Origin of the sequence: Corynebacterium appendicis CIP 107643, assembly GCF_030408415.1 — a bacterium.
Taxonomy (GTDB): Bacteria; Actinomycetota; Actinomycetes; order Mycobacteriales; family Mycobacteriaceae; genus Corynebacterium; species Corynebacterium appendicis.
On record NZ_CP046976.1, the window covers coordinates 1,812,553 to 1,830,378 of the forward strand.

18 protein-coding genes and 2 tRNA genes are annotated in these 17,826 nt (G+C 66.0%); 10 read left to right on the plus strand and 10 right to left on the minus strand.

All coding sequences use genetic code 11. The features are described 5' to 3' along the window. Positions 1-78: 78 nt before the first annotated feature. On the plus strand, positions 79-852 hold the full coding sequence (locus CAPP_RS08870; protein ID WP_076599642.1) for an alpha/beta fold hydrolase: 774 nt from the start codon (positions 79-81) through the stop codon (positions 850-852). Positions 853-928: 76 nt separating this feature from the next. After that, positions 929-1,450, plus strand: a complete 522-nt coding sequence (locus tag CAPP_RS08875) for a hypothetical protein (RefSeq protein WP_076599641.1) — start codon at positions 929-931, stop codon at positions 1,448-1,450. A gap of 69 nt (positions 1,451-1,519) precedes the next feature. On the opposite strand, the gene CAPP_RS08880 is transcribed toward CAPP_RS08875, so the two are convergent. The 5 genes from CAPP_RS08880 to CAPP_RS08900 form a co-directional block, all read right to left on the minus strand. Beyond that, the gene (locus CAPP_RS08880; protein ID WP_076599640.1) at positions 1,520-2,140 is read right to left on the minus strand and encodes an ATP-dependent Clp protease proteolytic subunit; all 621 of its coding nucleotides are present in this window, start codon (positions 2,138-2,140) and stop codon (positions 1,520-1,522) included. Between the two features lie 33 nt (positions 2,141-2,173). After that, entirely contained in the window at positions 2,174-2,755 is a 582-nt protein-coding gene (locus CAPP_RS08885; RefSeq protein WP_200803294.1) for an ATP-dependent Clp protease proteolytic subunit, read from the minus strand. A 202-nt stretch (positions 2,756-2,957) separates the two neighbouring features. Further along, positions 2,958-4,364, minus strand: coding sequence for a trigger factor (gene tig, locus CAPP_RS08890; protein ID WP_076599638.1), 1,407 nt, complete (start codon positions 4,362-4,364; stop codon positions 2,958-2,960). Between the two features lie 73 nt (positions 4,365-4,437). After that, positions 4,438-4,511 (minus strand) — tRNA-Pro (locus tag CAPP_RS08895). Between the two features lie 228 nt (positions 4,512-4,739). Next, positions 4,740-4,814 (minus strand) — tRNA-Gly (locus CAPP_RS08900). A gap of 144 nt (positions 4,815-4,958) precedes the next feature. On the opposite strand from CAPP_RS08900, the gene CAPP_RS08905 reads away from it, so the two are divergent. Further along, positions 4,959-5,774: a hypothetical protein gene (locus CAPP_RS08905; protein WP_076599637.1), complete on the plus strand. Its 816-nt coding sequence runs from the start codon at positions 4,959-4,961 to the stop codon at positions 5,772-5,774. Here the strand turns inward: CAPP_RS08905 and CAPP_RS08910 are convergent. Then, positions 5,771-6,679 carry a metallophosphoesterase family protein gene (locus tag CAPP_RS08910; RefSeq protein ID WP_290173266.1) on the minus strand — a complete coding sequence of 303 codons (909 nt, stop codon included), beginning with the start codon at positions 6,677-6,679 and terminating at the stop codon, positions 5,771-5,773. The two genes, CAPP_RS08905 and CAPP_RS08910, sit on opposite strands and share 4 nt — an antisense overlap. Next, positions 6,577-7,266 carry a fibronectin type III domain-containing protein gene (locus tag CAPP_RS08915; RefSeq protein WP_234958943.1) on the minus strand — a complete coding sequence of 230 codons (690 nt, stop codon included), beginning with the start codon at positions 7,264-7,266 and terminating at the stop codon, positions 6,577-6,579. The genes CAPP_RS08910 and CAPP_RS08915 overlap by 103 nt, the downstream gene beginning before the upstream one ends. Positions 7,267-7,474: 208 nt before the next feature. Between CAPP_RS08915 and CAPP_RS08920 the strand changes: the two genes are divergently transcribed. From CAPP_RS08920 to CAPP_RS08930, 3 genes are read left to right on the plus strand one after another with little or no spacing between them, the layout of a single operon-like run. Beyond that, positions 7,475-8,455 carry an NAD(P)H-dependent flavin oxidoreductase gene (locus tag CAPP_RS08920; RefSeq protein WP_076599636.1) on the plus strand — a complete coding sequence of 327 codons (981 nt, stop codon included), beginning with the start codon at positions 7,475-7,477 and terminating at the stop codon, positions 8,453-8,455. Between the two features lie 8 nt (positions 8,456-8,463). Then, positions 8,464-9,246 carry an enoyl-CoA hydratase-related protein gene (locus CAPP_RS08925; RefSeq protein ID WP_076599635.1) on the plus strand — a complete coding sequence of 261 codons (783 nt, stop codon included), beginning with the start codon at positions 8,464-8,466 and terminating at the stop codon, positions 9,244-9,246. Between the two features lie 31 nt (positions 9,247-9,277). After that, positions 9,278-10,477 carry an imelysin family protein gene (locus tag CAPP_RS08930; RefSeq protein ID WP_076599634.1) on the plus strand — a complete coding sequence of 400 codons (1,200 nt, stop codon included), beginning with the start codon at positions 9,278-9,280 and terminating at the stop codon, positions 10,475-10,477. Here the strand turns inward: CAPP_RS08930 and CAPP_RS08935 are convergent. Genes CAPP_RS08935 through CAPP_RS08945 form a run of 3 tightly spaced genes read right to left on the minus strand, consistent with a single transcriptional unit; the run spans position 10,474 to position 14,332 of the window. Then, positions 10,474-12,264 carry a glycosyltransferase gene (locus CAPP_RS08935; protein WP_076599633.1) on the minus strand — a complete coding sequence of 597 codons (1,791 nt, stop codon included), beginning with the start codon at positions 12,262-12,264 and terminating at the stop codon, positions 10,474-10,476. The genes CAPP_RS08930 and CAPP_RS08935 overlap by 4 nt on opposite strands. After that, the gene (locus tag CAPP_RS08940; protein WP_084560632.1) at positions 12,261-13,364 is read right to left on the minus strand and encodes a glycosyltransferase family 4 protein; all 1,104 of its coding nucleotides are present in this window, start codon (positions 13,362-13,364) and stop codon (positions 12,261-12,263) included. The genes CAPP_RS08935 and CAPP_RS08940 overlap by 4 nt, the downstream gene beginning before the upstream one ends. Continuing rightward, complete coding sequence (locus tag CAPP_RS08945) at positions 13,361-14,332, minus strand: glycosyltransferase (protein ID WP_076599632.1); 972 nt, start codon at positions 14,330-14,332, stop codon at positions 13,361-13,363. Before CAPP_RS08945 ends, CAPP_RS08940 begins: the two co-directional genes overlap by 4 nt. Positions 14,333-14,476: 144 nt before the next feature. Here CAPP_RS08945 and CAPP_RS08950 point away from each other — a divergent pair, with 144 nt between their 5' ends. The 4 genes from CAPP_RS08950 to CAPP_RS08965 are packed head-to-tail and all read left to right on the plus strand — an operon-like array spanning position 14,477 to position 17,820. Next, a complete protein-coding gene (locus CAPP_RS08950) occupies positions 14,477-15,325 on the plus strand; it encodes a WcbI family polysaccharide biosynthesis putative acetyltransferase (protein ID WP_076599631.1) in 849 nt (282 codons plus the stop codon). Next, positions 15,322-16,272 carry a glycosyltransferase family protein gene (locus CAPP_RS08955; protein WP_076599630.1) on the plus strand — a complete coding sequence of 317 codons (951 nt, stop codon included), beginning with the start codon at positions 15,322-15,324 and terminating at the stop codon, positions 16,270-16,272. The genes CAPP_RS08950 and CAPP_RS08955 overlap by 4 nt, the downstream gene beginning before the upstream one ends. Next, positions 16,269-17,450 (plus strand): glycosyltransferase family 2 protein, encoded by a 1,182-nt coding sequence (locus CAPP_RS08960; RefSeq protein ID WP_076599665.1) that lies wholly within the window; start codon positions 16,269-16,271, stop codon positions 17,448-17,450. Before CAPP_RS08955 ends, CAPP_RS08960 begins: the two co-directional genes overlap by 4 nt. Positions 17,451-17,460: 10 nt before the next feature. Next, complete coding sequence (locus CAPP_RS08965) at positions 17,461-17,820, plus strand: nuclear transport factor 2 family protein (RefSeq protein WP_076599629.1); 360 nt, start codon at positions 17,461-17,463, stop codon at positions 17,818-17,820. Positions 17,821-17,826 lie beyond the last annotated feature (6 nt).

Consider the following 17,826-nt stretch of genomic DNA (forward strand, 5'->3'; position numbering starts at 1 on the left):
TTCAGATGGCCCCCACGCTCGGTGGGAGGCCCCGCTGGGCTCCTGCGGGCGGAGTGTTTTTTGGGAACAATGAAAGGCATGACCACACTGCATTCCATCGTATCCGGCAATGAATCCAGCGAGAAAACCGTCGTCCTCCTGCCGTCCATCGGCACCACGCACGAGGCGTGGGAGCCGCAGCTTCCCGCATTGGAGGACACCTACCGCGTCGTGCGCATCGATCACCGCGGCCACGGCGGATCCCCCACCCCTGCCGTCGATCTCGGCATGACGAGCGTCGACGACCTCGCCCAGGATGTCCTGGAGACCCTGAATTCCCTCGGGATCGAGCGCTGCACCGTCGTCGGGCTGTCCATGGGCGGCGCGGTCGCGCAGTACTTGGCAGCGACCTCCGACCGCATCGAACGCGCCGTCTTCGCCTCCACGGCGACATTCCTCGGCGGCGCCGGCAAGTGGCAGGAACGCTCCGACACGGCCCGCACCAGCGGCATGGATTCCATCGTGGACCCGACCGTGGACAACTGGTTCACGGAAGGGTTCAAGGAACGGGAAGCCGCTGTCGTCGATAAGTTCAAGGCGATGGTGGGCTCCGTCGACCCGGAGGCGTACGCGCAATGCGGCGATGCCCTGGCGAAATGGGGCTTCGACGAGCGCCTGCAGGAGATCACCGTGCCCGTGCTGACGATCGCGGGCGCCGATGACCCCTCCACCGGCCCGAAGCAGCTCCAGGAGATCGCCGCGGGCGTGACCGGCGAGGCCGAATGCGTCGTCATCGATGACGCCTCCCACCAAGTTGGAACCGAGCAGCCCGACAAATTCAACGAGGCGTTGCTGGCTTTCCTGGAAAAGTAGTGGTCGGAGGGCTGGTTCAGGTAAGGCGCTAAGGTATGCGGTAAGCGACATTCGACACGACAAGGACCCTCACACCATGACTACCCGCCGACTCACCGCCGCATTCTTCGCGCTCACTCTCCCGTTGGCTGTCGCCGCCTGCGGCACCGACGATGAGAAGCTCGCCGAACCGGACCTGACCTCCGCGCCGGAGACCTCTTCTGCCGCGGAGGAAAGCGAGAAGGAGGAGACCAGCGAGCGCTCATCGACCACTGTGTCCACCATTTACGAGACTGAGGACGAAGAGGCGGATGCTGAAGACAAGGGCGACAAGGAAGCTGGCGCGGGAGCCGGATCTGACAAGGGGCCGTGCGAGTGGAAGACGGTGGAAGAAGGCGAGGTCGGCGAGGAAGTCTCTGACTACTGTGATGGCCGCTTTGCAAGCGTGGGCATCTACGCCACGGACGCCTCCGCGTACATGTTCTGGAACGGTAAGGAATGGGAGGCCATTGAGTCAGCTGGTCAGACCTACACCGGCTTCAAGTGTTACGACGAAGCGCATCTAGAAGAGCTTGGCGTTCCTGCTGAGCTCAAAGAGCTGATGATCATCTGCGACTAGCCGCCGGAAACGCGATACCCCGCCGCATCCCGGGAGGGATGGGGCGGGGCGTCGATAAGCGAATGCTTTTTAGGCGTTCAGCTTGCGGTAGTCGAAGACCTGGTCGATGATGCCGTATTCGACAGCCTCTTCGGCGGTGAGGATCTTGTCGCGGTCGGTGTCGATGCGGACCTGCTCGGAGGTGCGGCCGGAGTGTCGCGCGAGCGTATCCTCCATGAGGCGGCGCATGCGCTCGATCTCCTTGGCCTGAATCTCGAGGTCGGACACCTGGCCCTGGGTGCCCTGGGTGGCAGGCTGGTGGATGAGCACGCGGGAGTTCGGCAGCGCGGCGCGCTTACCCGGCGCACCCGCTGCGAGAATGACCGCAGCGGCGGACGCGGCCTGGCCGAGGCACACGGTCTGGACATCGGGGCGGACGTACTGCATCGTGTCGTAAATCGCCATCAGCGAGGTGAACGAACCTCCCGGCGAGTTGATGTACATCGTGATGTCGCGATCCGGGTCCTGGGACTCCAGCACGAGCAGCTGCGCCATGATGTCGTTCGCGGACGTGTCGTCGACCTGGGTGCCCAGGAAGATGATGCGCTCCTCGAACAGCTTCGAGTACGGGTTGGTCTCCTTCGTGCCGAACGACGACTGCTCGATGAAGCTCGGCAGGACGTAACGGGAGTTGGGCATCTGGAAAGACATAGTGTTTATCTCCTCTGTGTGTAGCTCTGCCGGTTAGTTGCTGATCGTGCCCTGGGCGCTGGAAATCACGTGGTCCACGATGCCGTACTCCTTCGCCTCCTGGGCGTTGAACCAGCGGTCGCGGTCCGAATCCTTGGTGATCTGCTCGAAGGTCTGGCCGGTGTGCTCCGCGATGAGCTCCGCCATCTCGCGCTTCGTCTGCGCGAACTGCTCAGCCTGGATCGCGATGTCCGCCGCAGTACCGCCCACGCCAGCCGACGGCTGGTGCATCATGATTCGCGCGTGCGGCAGAGCGAAACGCTTGCCCTTCGTGCCGCCGGACAGCAGGAACTGGCCCATCGACGCAGCCAAGCCCATGCCGTAGGTGGCGATGTCGCACGGGGAGTACTTCATCGTGTCGTAAATCGCCATGCCAGCCGTCACTGAGCCACCCGGCGAGTTGATGTACAGCGAGATGTCGCGGTTTGGGTCCTCCGCGGACAGCAGCAGGATCTGTGCGCACAGCTTATTCGCGATCTCGTCGTCCACCTGCTGGCCCAAGAAAATGATGCGCTCGCGCAGCAGACGCTCGTATACCGAGTCGCCCAAATTCATGCCGGTTGCCGGAGAAGTCATCGATGTGCTCCTTTTAGTCATTTCAATCATCGTTTCTCGCCTACGATAACGCCCCACCCTAGTTGCGGATTCCGCCCGCGGGGCCGTGTTCGCTGACAGCGTAGAGGGGCACGCTTTGCTAATCGACGTTCCCCCGACGCGGCAGCGAAGAACCTCCCGGCCGGCGACGAATTCACACGGCTGGGAGGTTCAGAGAAGGGTCTTACTTGTCGTCTTCGGTTTCAGACTCGGTCGCGGCGTCGGCAACAGCCTTGTCGGCGGCCTCAGCCTCAGCGACCTTGTCCTCGTCGATCTCGCCGAAGTACTCGTTCGGGTCGATGGAGTCGCCCTCGTCGTCCTTGACGGTGGTGCGGGAGATCGCGGCGGCGAGAGCCTTGCCGCGGCGGACATCGGCGAACAGGTTAGCTACCTGGCCGGACTGCTGCAGCTGCATGATGAACTGGTTCGGGTCCATGCCGTAGGACTGCGCGGTGAACAGGATGTGGTCGGTGAGCTCCTGCTGGGAGACTTCCGGCTCTTCCAGGTCGGCGACGGCGTCGAGGAACAGCTGGGTGCGGACGGACTCCTCAGCCTGCTCACGAGATTCCTTGTCGAATTCCTCGCGGGTGGTGCCCTGCGCCTCAAGCATCTGGGCGAACGCGTTCTCGTCGTGGGCCATCTGGCCCAAAATCTGGTGGAGCTGGTTGTGGACCTGCTCGTCGACAACTGCCTGCGGCAGCTCGAACTTCGTTTGCTCGAGGGCGGCCTTGAGAACCTCGTCGCGGATGTCGGCGGCCTGCTGGGCCTTCTTGTTCTCCTCGAGCTGGTTCTTGGTGGACTCGCGGAGCTCCTCGACGGTGTCGAACTCGGACGCCATCTGGACGAATTCCTCGTCGAGTTCCGGCAGCTTGCGCTCCTTGGACTGCTGGACGGTGACCTTGATGGTGGCCTCCTCGCCCTTGTGCTCGCCGAATTGGATCTCGGAGGTGAACTCTGCTTCCTCGCCGGTCTTGAGTCCCTTGATGGCCTTGTCCAGACCCTCGATGAGGTCGTCGCGGCCGATCTCGTAAGTGATGCCCTCGGTGGAGGCCTCCTCGATCTTCTCGCCGTCGATGATGGCTTCGAGATCGATGATCGCGAAGTCGCCCTTCTTCAACTTGCGGCGGGTGTCCTTGAGCTCGCCGAAGCGGGCGCGCAGGTTGTCCAGCTCTTCGTCGATGGCTTCGTCGTCGATCTTCAGGGCCGGCACCTCGACGGAGATTGTGGAGAAGTCCGGGACCTCGATTTCAGGACGGATGTCAACCTCAGCGGTGAACTCGACAAAGTCGTTGTCCTCGATCTTGGTGATGTCGATCTCCGGTTGGCCAATGACCTTCAGGTCGTTCTCGGTCACAGCGGTCTCGTAACGGGTCGGCAGCATGTCGTTGACGACCTGCTCGAGAATGGGGCCGCGGCCGAAGCGGGCGTCGATAAGCTGGCGCGGTGCCTTGCCGCGGCGGAAACCCGGGATGTTGACCTGCTGTGCGATGGCCTTGTACGCTTGGTCGATTTCCGGGCCGAGCTCGTCGAACGGAACGGTCACGGTCAGCTTCGCGCGAGTGTCGCTGAGCTTGTCCACGGAAGTCTTCACGGAAATTCTCTCCTGGCTAGTTTTGCGGATTCGTTCAAAGTTTTCGGGGAGCCGCCCTGTTCGGCGCTCCTTGTCGGGGCGACAGGATTTGAACCTGCGACCCCCTGCTCCCAAAGCAGGTGCGCTACCAAACTGCGCCACGCCCCGTTGGTCGTTGCAAGCCCCGGCCGGTGACCGGCGCTAGCTCACGGGAGATGATTCTAGCGTGAGCCGAAAAACCGCCGTTTCATTGGGGGCCGGGTTATTGCGGTCCACATGTTTCCAGGATGCCTGCGGGACGCAAAGAAGCGGCATGCTTATCGACGCCTCCCTGCCACGCGTTCTGGGCTAAGTAGCGAAAAGCCGGCCCCGCATTAGGCGGCGACCGGCCGAAAGTGGAGGGAATGACGGGAATCGAACCCGCGTCTTCAGCTTGGAAGGCTGAGGTATTAGCCACTATACGACATTCCCACGTGCGTAAACGTGTGTGAATACGCGCGGGGTCGAGTGTATCCCACCGCACGGTTCACTCCAAAAAGACTCAGCTAAAGCGTTCCGGAGGGAATGCTGGAGACTCAGTTATCGTTGGAGAAAGCAGCTACGGAAAGGATCGACATGGGACTTCTCACCTTGCTCGTCATCGCGGCGGCCGTCGGCGGCGTCGTGATGCTCATCGGCCGCACGCAGAATAACAGCCAGCGCGCGCAGGTCGAGGGAGCCAATTTCGAGGACGCGCTGGCCGATGCCCGGCGCTGGGTCGAGCGCCTCGGCCACCAGGTGCTGACCATTTCCGGAACAGACACCGCCTCCACCCAGGCAATGGCGGACGCCTCCGAGCGTTACAACGCCGCGAACTCCGCACTGACTCAGGCGCGTACCGTCAAGCAGGCGCAGCTGGCCCGCGAGTCCGCGCTCGAGGGCCTGTATTACGTCAACGCGGCACGGGAGATCCTCGGGTTGGCGCCCGGCCCGCAGCTTCCGGAGCTCGAAGCCCAGCGCCAGGCCGGCCGCGTGAGCGAGCCCCGCAGCGCCGAGTTCGACGGCGAGACAGTGCAGGCATCCCCGTACGCAAGCTCCGCCACCCCGCACTACTACCCCGGCGGCGCTGTCGCCGGCCGCCCCGTCCCAGCCGGCTGGTACTCCACCGCATGGTGGGCACCCGCCGCCATGACCGGTGTGTGGGCGGCGAGCTCCATGATGTTCTACTCCACCATGTTCGCGGGCATGGCCACCGCCGCCAGTGCGAGCAGCTTCGAGGCCGGTGGTCTCGACGGAGCAGGTGCCGACGGCGCTGACATGGGCGACGCTGGCGCGGACGCCGGAGACATGGGAGACGTTGGCGGCGGCGCTGCTGACGGAGGCGGATTCTTCGACGGTTTCGGAGACTTCGGCGGCTTCGGCGACGGCGGCGGCTTCGACTTCGACTTTTAGTAGCGGATCACCAGAGCCCGCGAATCGAGCGGGCCGAGCATCGTTTCGGGACTGAGTCCGAAGATGGTCCAGCGGGTGCGCGCTGCCCACCGGAGAGCTTCCTCGGAGGAATTCTGGCGGAAGTTGACCGCCATGCCGTCGTCGAAGAAACGAATCTGGGTCGCGCCGGTGGGCCAGTTCTTCGCCGCAGGGGTCTCTAAGAACACAGTGTTCTTGGCCACGTCCGGGCGGTTGTTGCGGCCACGGTGAGTGTGGCCGGACAAAACGAGCTTGATGTTGTCCTGGGCAGCGATCATCCGCTGCAGGCGCATGATGTCCATGTCACGGAGCACGAAGGCGGGGCCAGCTGGGTTCGACCACGCTGCCTGACGCGTGGCCGGGTGGTGCAGCATGACCACGGTGGGCGTTACCGTGTCCTCGTCGAAAATCGCTTGGATCTGTGTGAACTGCTCGCGGGAGATCATCTCGCCGCTGGAGTCGAGCTTCGTCGAGTCGATACCCACTACGCGCGCGACGAGATTTCCGCCGGCGCCGCGGACATCTTCCACCCAGGCGGTCTGGCGGGGTTCGAACGCTGCTCCCCAGCCGTCGGTCCGCTTGTCGTCGTAGGCGAGGGCGTCGGCGTACTCGGGCCCGTCGGAAAGCTTGTGCGGTCGGTCGTGGTTGCCGCGCGTGCAGCGCACGGTGCCGTTGAAGCGGCCGAGCAGCTCCTGAGCTTTGGTGATCTCCCACGGGCGAGCTTCCGAGGTGACGTCACCGTTGATGAACAGGTGGCTGGCGCCGACGGAATGCGCGGTGTCGATCACCGCGTCGAGGGAGACTTCCGGGTACGGGCGCTCCCCCGGCAGGGAGCGCGCCGGCGGCGGGAAATTGTTCTTCCAGATGCCGTCGCCGTTCTCGCCGATGTGGGTGTCGTTGGCCACGACGATGGTGCCCAGCATCGGGCCGGACAGACGCGGCAGGGTGGTGAACAGGCGGGTATCCTCCTGCTTCCGTTTTGCGTCGCGGCGGCTTCGGTTCCGTGAGAGGTGGCCAGGAAGGCGTAGGTGGTGTCGGCGCGCAGACCGGTGACTGTGAGCTGGTGGAAATAGCGGTCGGACGGGCTGGCCACCACGGTGGTGTCGGATGAGTTGTCCACTGGCCAGACGCGGAGTTCACCCGCCGTCGGCATACCTTTCGGCGCTTTGTCGCGCGCACTCTCGGCATCCCACGTCAACCATGTGATGGTCGCGGAATCCTCCGTCACCGTGACCACCTGCACGTCGCCGGCAAGAAAGCGGCCGCGGCCGTTGGAGCCGATATTCCCGACGACCAGGCCGGATTCCGATGACCCGACGGACCTCCCGCCCGCGGGACCGAAGAGCTGGAGCACCGACGAGCCGCCGGAGGATCCGCTGCTGGACTGGGCAAATGCGTGGGCCGGGGCGACGAGCGTGGAGCCCGCACCGATCGCGAGCGCCTTGAGCAGAGTGCGACGGGACGTGGAAGACACACTGCGAAAAATATGCGCTCGGACTGACAGGAAAGTTAATTCCACATGGCCGTTCGACGAACCTGGCCGGACACAGCGAACACCCGAGGCCAGTTTCGCGTTACCTACGCAACACTTGCCGCCAATGTGTAATGTGGCTCTCATTAGCTAGTTCGAACAACCGACTCCGGAACAAACGGGTCGAACGAGACGAAAAGGAGAACCGACAATGGCAGCCGCGATTCAGACCCGCGTCAACGAATTGCTCGGCATCGAGCACCCGATAATCCAGGGCGGCATGCAGTGGGTCGGCACCGCCGACCTCGCATCCGCCGTCTCCAACGCGGGTGGCCTGGGCATTCTCACGTCGCTGACGCAGCCGTCGCCGGAAGACCTCGGCAAGGAAATCGACCGCATGCGGGAGATGACCGACAAGCCGTTCGGCGTGAACCTGACCATCCTGCCGACGATCACGCCGCCGCCGTACGAGGAGTACCTGCGGGTGGCAGTCGAGAAGGGCGTGAAGATCGTGGAGACCGCCGGTGCGAACCCCGCGAAGCTCGTCCCGATGCTGAAGGACGCGGGCGTGACCGTGGTCCACAAGTGCACCTCCGTGCGTCACGCGCTCAGCGCGCAGGAAAAGGGCGTGGACATCGTCAGCGTCGACGGTTTCGAGTGCGCCGGCCACCCGGGCGAGGACGATATTCCGGGCCTGGTTCTTCTTCCGGCCGCAGCGGACAAGCTGGACATTCCGATCGTGGCGTCCGGCGGTATCGCCGACGGCCGCGGCATGGCGGCGGCTCTCGCGCTGGGCGCGGAGGGCATCAACATGGGCACCCGCTTCCTGTGCACCGAGGAGGCGCCGGTCCACCGCAATGTCAAGGAAGCGATCGTGGAGCGCTCCGAGCTGGACACCGAGCTCATCTTCCGCACTCTAAACAACACGGCGCGCGTAGCGTCGAACGAGGTCAGCCGCGAGGTCGTCGAAAAGCTCAATGCTGGCGCGCAGTTCCCCGAGGTCCGCGACCTCGTTTCCGGCCAGCGCGGCCGCAAGGTGTACGAGAACGGTGACCTGGACGCGGGCATCTGGTCCTGCGGCATGGTCCAGGGTGTCATCAACGACATCCCGACCTGCGGCGAGTTGGTCCCGCGCATTGCCAACGAAGCAGCGGACATCATCACGGGCCGCCTCGCGGGCTTCGTCAAGTAGAGGCAGCTATGTCAGGCGAACTCAAGGGCAACATCACTTCGCTTATCGACGGCGCGACCGCCCTCGTCCGCATCTCCAACCCCTCCAAGCGGAACGCATTGGAGCCGGATTCCTACTGGGCGATCGGCGATGCCGTCCAGGCGGCGAACGCCAACCCGGAGGTGCGGTGCATCATCGTCACCGGCGACGAGAAGTCCTTCTGCTCCGGCATGGACATCGAGGCATTCACCGGTGAGAGCACCGCGGAGGTCGCCGCTCACTCGCTGGGTGGAATCGAGCACATGATCGGCTCGATCACCCGCGCCGACGTCCCAGTCATCGCCGCCGCCGAGGGCGCCGTCGCCGGTGTCGGGGCGTCGCTCGCCTGCGCGTGCGACCTCATCGTCGCGGCAGAATCCGCGTTCATCACCCTCCCCTTCGGCCGCATCGGCCTCATGCCGGACGGTGGCGCGGTGGCGACGCTGGCGGCGTCGATAGGCAGGCACCGTGCAATGCAGCTGGTGCTGCTGCAGGAGCGCATCCCCGCCGCCGACGCTGTTGATTTCGGTCTTTTCGCGGAAGTCACGCCGACTGGTGGCGCCCTTGAGAAAGCGAAGCAGTGGGCGGAGAGCTTTACCGCCTCCCCGCGCGGCGCTGTCGCCGAGACGAAGCGCGCCGTCAACCGCGTCTCCCTCACCGAGCTGCCGAACAGCATGGTCAACGAGGCCCGCTTCCAGACCGAGCTGCTGCAAAGCCCCGGCCACAAAGAAGGCGTCGCCGCCTTCCTGGAGCGTCGCGCACCGAAGTTCTAGCCACTCGCGCGGGAATGGATATAGTCGCACCATGAATCGCTTCCCTTCCGTTCTCGCGGCGACGACCCTCACTTTCACGCTGAGCGGCTGCGCGCAGGCCACCGCCGGGGAAACCATCGAGGTCACCGCAACCGATACCGAGTGCGCGGTGGCTGTGGACTCGGTAGAGGCAGGCACCTCGACATTTGAAGTCGAGAATTCCGCCGGCGCACCTCTGGCTTTCTTCGTGCTCGCACCGGGCGGCGGGCGCGTGTACGCCTCCCGCGACAACATCATGCCGGGCTCTTCGGCTGACCTCACTGTGTCGCTGGATCCCGGAGACTACGCCACCGCCTGCAAACTTGGGTGGCGCGGCCCCGATATCGGCCCGGCGGAATTCACGGTCACCGGCGATACGGACACCGCCGCCGAAGGTTCCGCAGAGGAGCAGCTCGAGACAGCCCGCGATAATTACGTCACGTTTGCGCGGCGGGAACTCGCTGAGTTCCTTCCTCAGGTCGAGGACTTCGCCGAAGCCTACGCCGCGGGCGACGATGCGCGGGCCAAGCAGCTCTACCCCGCTGCCCGCGAGAAATACATGCGCATCAGCCCGCTGGCAGTGTCCGTCGGCGTGCTCGACGAGCGCATCAACGCACGCGAGGAGGAGTACAGGACGCAGGCCGGTGACCTGAAGGAGCGCGACCAGACATTCACCGAGTGGCTCGGATTCCACCGCATCGAGAAAGACCTGTGGCCGGAATTAGCTGCGGAGACATCCGAGCCGGAAGAACCGACCACTCCGCGCGAGCGCCGCGAGATCGCGGACACACTCATCGGCGATGTCGAACAGCTCAAGATGACCGTCGACAAGTCGAATTTCATCGAAGCCCGCGACATCACCATGGATACGATCGTGCGCGGCGCACTGCGTAAGACTGGGCAGCCGGTACACGATGCCCACGACGCGATCGGGGCGGTTCACGCATCTCGCGCCGTATTCGAAGCGGTCAAAGACTTAGCCGCCGACCGCGGGGAGGAGGGCTCAACACTTGTCAGCGAGACCGAGAACCACCTCGATTCCCTACAGCGCTCTGCGGAAACCGCAATCGGCGAGCTCGAGAACCCCGAGACCGCTGGGGAGACCGGTGGGGGGACCGCTGAGAAATCGGATGTCGAACTCAGCCAGCTCAACGAGGATCTAGCGCGTCTTGCAGACCTCCTCGGCCTCGATGTGGAGGAGCAGGAGGTTTAGGGCGTGCGCTGCCAGGTTCCGTCGATAAGCGCGATTGCTCCCGCTTCCTCGAACGCGCGCAACCATCCCTCCATGGGCCACGTCCCCCATTTGCCGTGGAAGACCGCGGCGTTGCGGAGAATGTCGTCGAGGTGCTGCCACGGCGGCGATGAGACCGGGTGCCACTGGTGGAACGCGTGCGCGCCGCCGACCCACAGAAGGTCGATGCCGTGGGAGCGCAGGTTCCAGGCGAAGTCCGTGTCCTCCCCGCCGTAGCCGGAATATGCCTCGTCGAAGCCGCCGAAAGCCTCGACGATTCTTGCCCATGTCTTAGCGGTGCACGCGAACGACAGGGACCAGAAGAGGTCGTAATTGTCGGCGCGGACGATCTCGCCTGCGGGCGGGTTCGGGCGAGCAGGGTGGGGGTCCGGGCGCACGGTGCGCAGCTCCCCCTCATCCATGTAGGTGACGGGGCCAGCCACGACTGCATCCGGGTGCTCCGCGAGCGCCTTCGTGTAGAGCGGGACGAGATCGCCGCCGGCGAGGCAATCCGCGTCGAGGAAGATGAGCACTTCGTTGCCGCGCGCAATCGCCTCGGCGGCGCCACGGTTGCGCGCGCGGGCGAGATTCGGGTGGCTGGTGGTGTCGTGCTCACCGCTGCCCGTGGAAATCACGTGGCTCTTGGGCACCGCTTTCTCCAGCGCCTTGTGGTCGGCGAGCGCGACCGTGATGTGGTCCGTGCCCTCCGGCGCGAGGTTGACCTGGTGGGTGAGGTGGCTGGCTCGGCCCACGTTGGCGAGCGTCACAATGGCCGCTTTCGCGCCCGCCGGGTCCTCGGCGACGTGCGCGATCACCTCGGCTGCCCGGCGCGCGGACCCGTCTGTTTCCCAGCGGGACCAGTCGGCGCCCAGCTCGCGTGCGGCGGCGAGCACCCCCGGCCAGTCCTCCGGCGCCGGGAAACTCTCGGGCACGACAGCGAGTCCTTTGCGCGCGAGGAGCTGAGCGGACGTCTTCTGCTCGATGAACGGCCGCGGCTGCGGGAGAATCACGGCCGGCGCACCCAGGTGCGCGATGTCCGCGATGGAGTTCTGGCCGCCTGCAGCCACCACGACCCCGGCGGAAGCAATGAGCTCCGTGGGGTCATCCACGCGGTTGTCCCCGGTCAGGAACGTGAAGCGGTAGTCGGGGCAGGCCACCGCCACAGCGTCCCAGTCCCCCGGCTCCCACGTGGACCCGCCCTGGCCGGCCATGACGACGACGTGGTGCGGGTCGCGCTCGGACTCCTGCGCCGGATCGAGCCGCTGGAGCCTGGTGATTCCGCCGACCGGGTGCAGCCGGTCCGAGTGCATGCGCATGTGCTCAGGCACCGGCACCCAGGACGGCCACGCGGCGATAATGGCGTCGGACTGGCGGTAGGCAAGCTGGTGCGGCGGGTCATCCCGCAGACCGGGCATGGCCAGCGTGATCACGGGCACGCCCATGAGGCGCAGGAACATGCACATCTCGGCGGAGACGTCCACGTAGAACGCCGCCGGGTCATTCCCAGCCACCCAGGAAGCGACGGCCGCGAAGCGTTCCCGCAGCCCGCGGTTGCCGTACGGCGCGTAGTGGAGGGTGCCGCCAGCGGTTATCGCGCGGCCGGAGTGGCCGTGGCCGGCGTCATCGGCGATCACCACATCCGCACCCGGCGCGGTGGACAAGATGACGGCGTCCCAGTCCAGCTCGCGCAGTTCACGCTGGATCATCCGGCACCGCTGAATGTGCCCGCTGCCTTGGTGGTGCGAGTAAATACCGATGAGTTTGCTCACCGCACAATCACTTCCCGGTAGAGATCGACGTAGCGCCGCGCTGTCTGTGTCAGGCTGTGGTTCTCCACCACCCAGGCGCGGACTTTGGCTCGGTCAGTGTGGAGAGCGCGGTGGATCGCACCAGCGAGCCCCACCACATCGTCCGGTTTGACCAGCACAGCTGGGGCATGTGCGAGCAGTTCGCCCATCCCGCCGCGGTCAAAGGCCGCCACTGGCGTGCCGCAGGACATGGCCTCGAATGCCGCCAGCCCGAACGGCTCCTCCCAGCGCGGCGTGACCACGCAGACGGCATGGCGGCCGACAAGGCGGCGCAGCTCCGCGTGGGACAGCTCCCCCACCCAGCGGATGAGCTGACCGTCCAGCCGCGGCGCGATCTCCTCCTGGAAGTAGGTGTGGTCGCCCTTCCGGCCCGCGATAGTCAGCGGCAGGCCGAGCAGACGGCACGCGTCCATGGCCAGGTGCAGCCCCTTTTCGGGGACGATGCGGCCGAACCAGACGGCGCCGTCGCCGCCGGGGCCCGCTGCCCACCGCCGCACGTTCACCCCGTTGGGGATGACCTCTATGGGCGTGGGCATGTCCCAGCTGCGCGCCGTGGTGGTGCTCACCGCCGCGAACCGGCCGGCCGCCTCACCCGCGGCGTCCACCACGTCCTGGATTTCCGGCAGCTGCGGGGTGTGCAGCGTGGTCAGCATCGGCAACGGCTCCGGCGACGCCCCCGAGGGGAACATCGCTGGGCTGAGGCTGTTGTTGTGCACCACGTCGTACTGCTCCGCGACGAGGTGCGCACGCAGGTCGAGAAATGCCTGCTCCTCCCGCTCCTTCTCACCGGCCGGGTAGCCGGTGTCCGTGGCGCGCTCGGGGTTGGACCCCCAGTCCACGCCAGGCAGCTCGAAGCCCTTCACGTTGCCGTCCGAGCCCCTGGCGGCGTAGAAGTCCACCTCGTGGCCCTCCTCGCGCAGCGCTTTGACCATGGTGTGGCAGAAGGCCTCCAGCCCGCCGGCATACGGCTCGCGGATGGGATAGCGCGCGGGCGCGACAAACGCGATCCGCAGTTTCGGGGTGCTCAGCACATCGCTAGCTGCGTGCAGAGTGATCGTCATCGCCCCTCCCCTGCGTCGAGCGCAGCCGCGTAAATCCCGGCGTGAGTCTGCTTGATCGCGCGCAGCTGTGCCCCGCGGTCGCCGCGGTACGGCACCGGGCCGGCAGCGAGGAGCTCGGCGGCGGCGCGCCCCGCATCGGCCCCGTCGCCCTTGCGGTACACCGACACAGCCTCGGGCGTGTCCGCTTGGTCGGCGTAGCAGCCGCAATCAGGGACAGCGACGCTCACTCCCAGGTCGCGGCACATTTCCAGCCAGCCAGAGTGCGTCCCCCTGACGTACGGCAGGATGCACACGCGGTGGGAGGCGACAGCGGAGTGCAGTTCAGAGTCGTTCATGGGGGCGTGGGTGACGGGGGTGATGCCGTCGATACGCGCAAACTCCTCCCGCAACTCCCGCGTCGCATCGACGTCGTGCATGTATACGGTCAGCGGGACAAAATTTGCGATCGCGCGGTAGAAATCCACGTCGGCAACGGCATTCGCGCGCAAGGATTTCAGGAAGACCGCGGCATCCGCGTCCGCTTCCACATCGGGCAGTTGCTTGACGACGGCCGGGTGCCCCACCACCGCCACATCCTCCCGCCCGTAGCGCTGCGCGATGGTGGCCGCCGCGGACTCGGTGAGCGTGACCACCTGCGTGGCCGCGCGGACGAGCACGCCCACATTCGCGCGGTGGCGTTCCTGGTCAGCCGGATCCGACAAGTGCGGGTTGTCCAAATCGTGGACGGTGACCACGAGCGGCACCGGCAACGCGTCCACGAGCTCCTGGAGCTGCTCCGGCGTGCGGTGCTCATAACCGAAGTGAATGTGCACGAGATCGACATTGCGCTCCGTGTCCCACCACTGCGCCTCCAGCGCAGGGTGCGGCCACCAGTTGCCGTCGATGTCGGGGTCGGGGTGAAAGCTCACTCCTTCAGGCTGAATCGCCTGCGGGTAGACATGTTCCGCAGGGATCGAGAGAACTTTCATTCCACCGCCCTTCACGTGCTGCTCGCAATAATTGGGCCGGCCCCGATGGGTCGGCCCGTTTCACGTACCTAATATAAACGCTCGCGCACATATCGGCATAGCGCCCGTGATTCGCTGCTGTTTGCGCAGCTATATTGGGGGACCATGCCGTTTCTCACTGTCGTAGGTAATTGCCAGGCCGAGTCCCTGCGCCGTCTCATCTCGTCCGCCGGGGACCTCGAGTCCACGCGGATCGCCCCCGTTCACGAGCTTGAGCCGGAGGACATGGAGTGGTTCGCCGACATGCTCGCCCGCACCGACATCCTGGTCACCCAGCCGATCCGCGACGACTACCGCGGACTGCCCGTGGGCACCTCGCAGACCCTCGCGCAGCTGCCCCGCGGCGCACGCCACGTGATCGTGCCTGTCCTGCGTTACGACGGCCTCATGCCCTACCAGGCCATCATCCGCGACCCGGAGGACTCCTCCCAGGACCCGCCGGTGATCCCGTACCACGACCTGCGCATCCTGGCCGCCGCCGCACGCGGGTTGGATGAGCCGGTCTCCCACCGCCCCGCCGCCGAGGCGTACCGCCGCGCCGCAGACATGTCCGTGGAGCAACTCCGCTCCCGCGAGCAGCGCCACGGCTCCGTGGTCGTGTCCGATTACCTTCAGACCGCCCCTGTCTGGCACACCGTGAACCACCCCGATAACGCGACGCTCGCGGTCGTCGCTTCCCGCGCCCGTGAGGCTCTCGGTTTGGGCGGTGACATCGAATTGCCCGACTACGAGATGCTCGGCGAGCTCGACGCGCCCATCGACGCCCACGCCGCCTCCGCCCTAGGCGCCGACGTACCCGAACGCGCCACATGGACCCGCCGCGGCGCCGGGGAGATCCCCTGGGACGAGATCGTCGCCGCCCAACTGGCGCATTTCCGTGCACGCCCGGCACTCGTCCAACACGGGCTGGAACGCCACGCCGATCGCATCGAGGCGCTGGAGCTGCTGCGATGAGCCAGCCCGCTCACCTCGTTGTCGGGCCCGATGGGCACGGGGTGACGGAGTACGCGCTCGCCCTCGCCGCGGCGGCGGACGCCCCCGTGATCCGCGAAGAAGAGTTCAGCGGTGCACCGCTTCCGGCAGGCTTCATCCACACCACGTTCACCGACCACCTCTTCGGCCCCAGCCCAGACGCTGCCGTGGACAATCTGCTCGCCCGCGCCGGGCAGCGCCGCTTGAGTGTCAGCTTCCACGACATTCCCCAACCGGAGGAGGGCGAGGAGCGTTTCGCCCGGCGCACCCCCGCCTACCTGCGCCTCGCCTCCGCCTGCATGGAATCCGGCGGCGTGGCCGTGACCAACTCGGACCACGAGGCCCACTTCTTCCGCTCCCGCGGCGCCGAGGTCTCCGTCGTGCGCCTGCCCATCCCCCGTGTGGATTCCACGTTCGCCCCGGAACCGGGCACCGTGGGCGTTCTCGGCTTCCTCTACCCCGGTAAGGGGTACGAGGCCCTCATCGACGACCTCGCAGGCACCGATTACCGCCTGCGGTTCTTGGGCTCCGTGTCATCAGGCCACGAGGACTGGGCAGACGGACTGCTCCGGCGCGCCAACGTCGCCGGACTGGACGCGGAGATCACCGGTTGGCTCACCGACGACGAACTCGCCGCTGAGATGGGCCGCATCGCCGTTCCCGTGTGTGCGCACACACACTTCTCCGCGTCCGGTTCGCTCATGACGTGGCTGGGGGCCGGCCGGCACGTGCTGGCCACCGATTCGGATTACACCCGCGAGATCGACGCCTGGTTGCCCGGGCGCATCACGCTCGTCGACCCGTCCGCGCCCGGCGGCTGGGCCGCCGCCGTCGACTCTTTCACTGCGACCGACCCGGCCGCCCCACCGTCATGGACGTGGGACGACGTCGCCGCCCAGTGGCAGACGCTCTGGGAGACCCGCGCATGATCAGCGTCGTCATCCCGCACTACAACGCCCCCGAGCACCTCGCCCGGGTCGTGGAGGCCGTCCGCGCGCAGGACGTTGCCGACGAGGTGGAGATCATCGTCGCCGACGACGGGTCCGACCACGTCCCTCACGTGCCCGACGCGACGGTGGTCACCCAAGACGACCTCGGCTTCCGCGCCGCGGCCGCACGCAACCTCGGCGCGTCCCACGCCCGCGGCGAGATTCTCGCTTTCCTCGACGGCGACACCGTCCCCGAACCCGGCTACCTCGCCGCCGCCGCGCGCCACGTTGCGGCGGACTCGCGCGCCGTGGTCGTGGGCACCCGGCTGACAGGACCGTCACGCACGGAGCCCCAATGGCTTATCGACGCCTGGTCTACCACCCACCACCTCTCCACCCCCGACGACACCTCCTGGCGCTTCATCATCTCCTCCGTGCTCACTTGCTCGAGGGAATTCTTCGAGCGCATCGGCGGTTTCGACGGTTCCTTTATCGGCTACGGCGGCGAGGACTGGGAATTCGGTTTCCGCGCCTGGAACGCCGGCGCGACCTTCGTTCACGAACCCGCCGCCGTCGCCGTCCACGACGAGGACGACTTCGGGGGCCGCTTCCCCGACCCCGCAGAGGAAGCGCGTGTGAAGAATGTGGAGACCACGGCCCTCGCCCACCGCATCACGCATCCCATCGCCCGCCCGTCCGGTGTCCGCTTCGACACCACCGACATCAGTGTGTGCCTGAACCACCATGCCGCGTTCGCCAGCCCCGGTGTCCTCGAGCTGGTGGTCAGCACCTGGCTCGCCCTCGACGCGACCATCTACCTCAGCTCCGCCCTCGAGATCCCCGACCTCTTCCGGGCCGATCCCCGCGTACGCCTTTTTCCGGCGACCGGCTACAGCCCCATTTCGGACCACCGCATCACAGTCAACGTCGACGGTGCTTTCCTTGTCAGCGATGCCGAGCGGTTCCACCGAGCGCTCCGCGAGACAAAGGACGGGCTGTTCTTCGAGTTCTCGTCCCCTTCCTCCACTTCCTCCACGCTTGCGATCCGCTCGCACCGCTCCCGTATTCTGCGCTCCCGCCCACGCACGCTCGACGGGTCCGATAGCTCCCTCGCCTCAGTCGGGATATCACGAGTCGACGGACCCGTACGCCTCGAACGGCGCTTCGCCGGCTGGTAAGAAAGGGTCCATGGACCTCGACACTCTCCTCCAGCTCGAACACGATGGTTGGGATGCACTGTGCGCCCAGACCGGCGGCACCTTCTACGGCGATCTCATGACCGACGACGCTGTCATGGTGCTTGTTAACGGCATGGTCATGGACCAGCCCACAATCGCCAGCACCATGAACCAGGCACCCGCATGGGACCGTTACGAGATCCGCGATCCCCGAGTCATCCCCCTCGGCACCGATTCCGCCGCCCTGGTCTACAACGCCACCGCTGTGCGTGGCGACGACACCTTTGAAGCACTCATGACCAGCACGTACACACTTGTGGGCGGTCACCCCCGCCTCAAGCTCTACACCCAAACCACCACGACCCATTGACCTCCA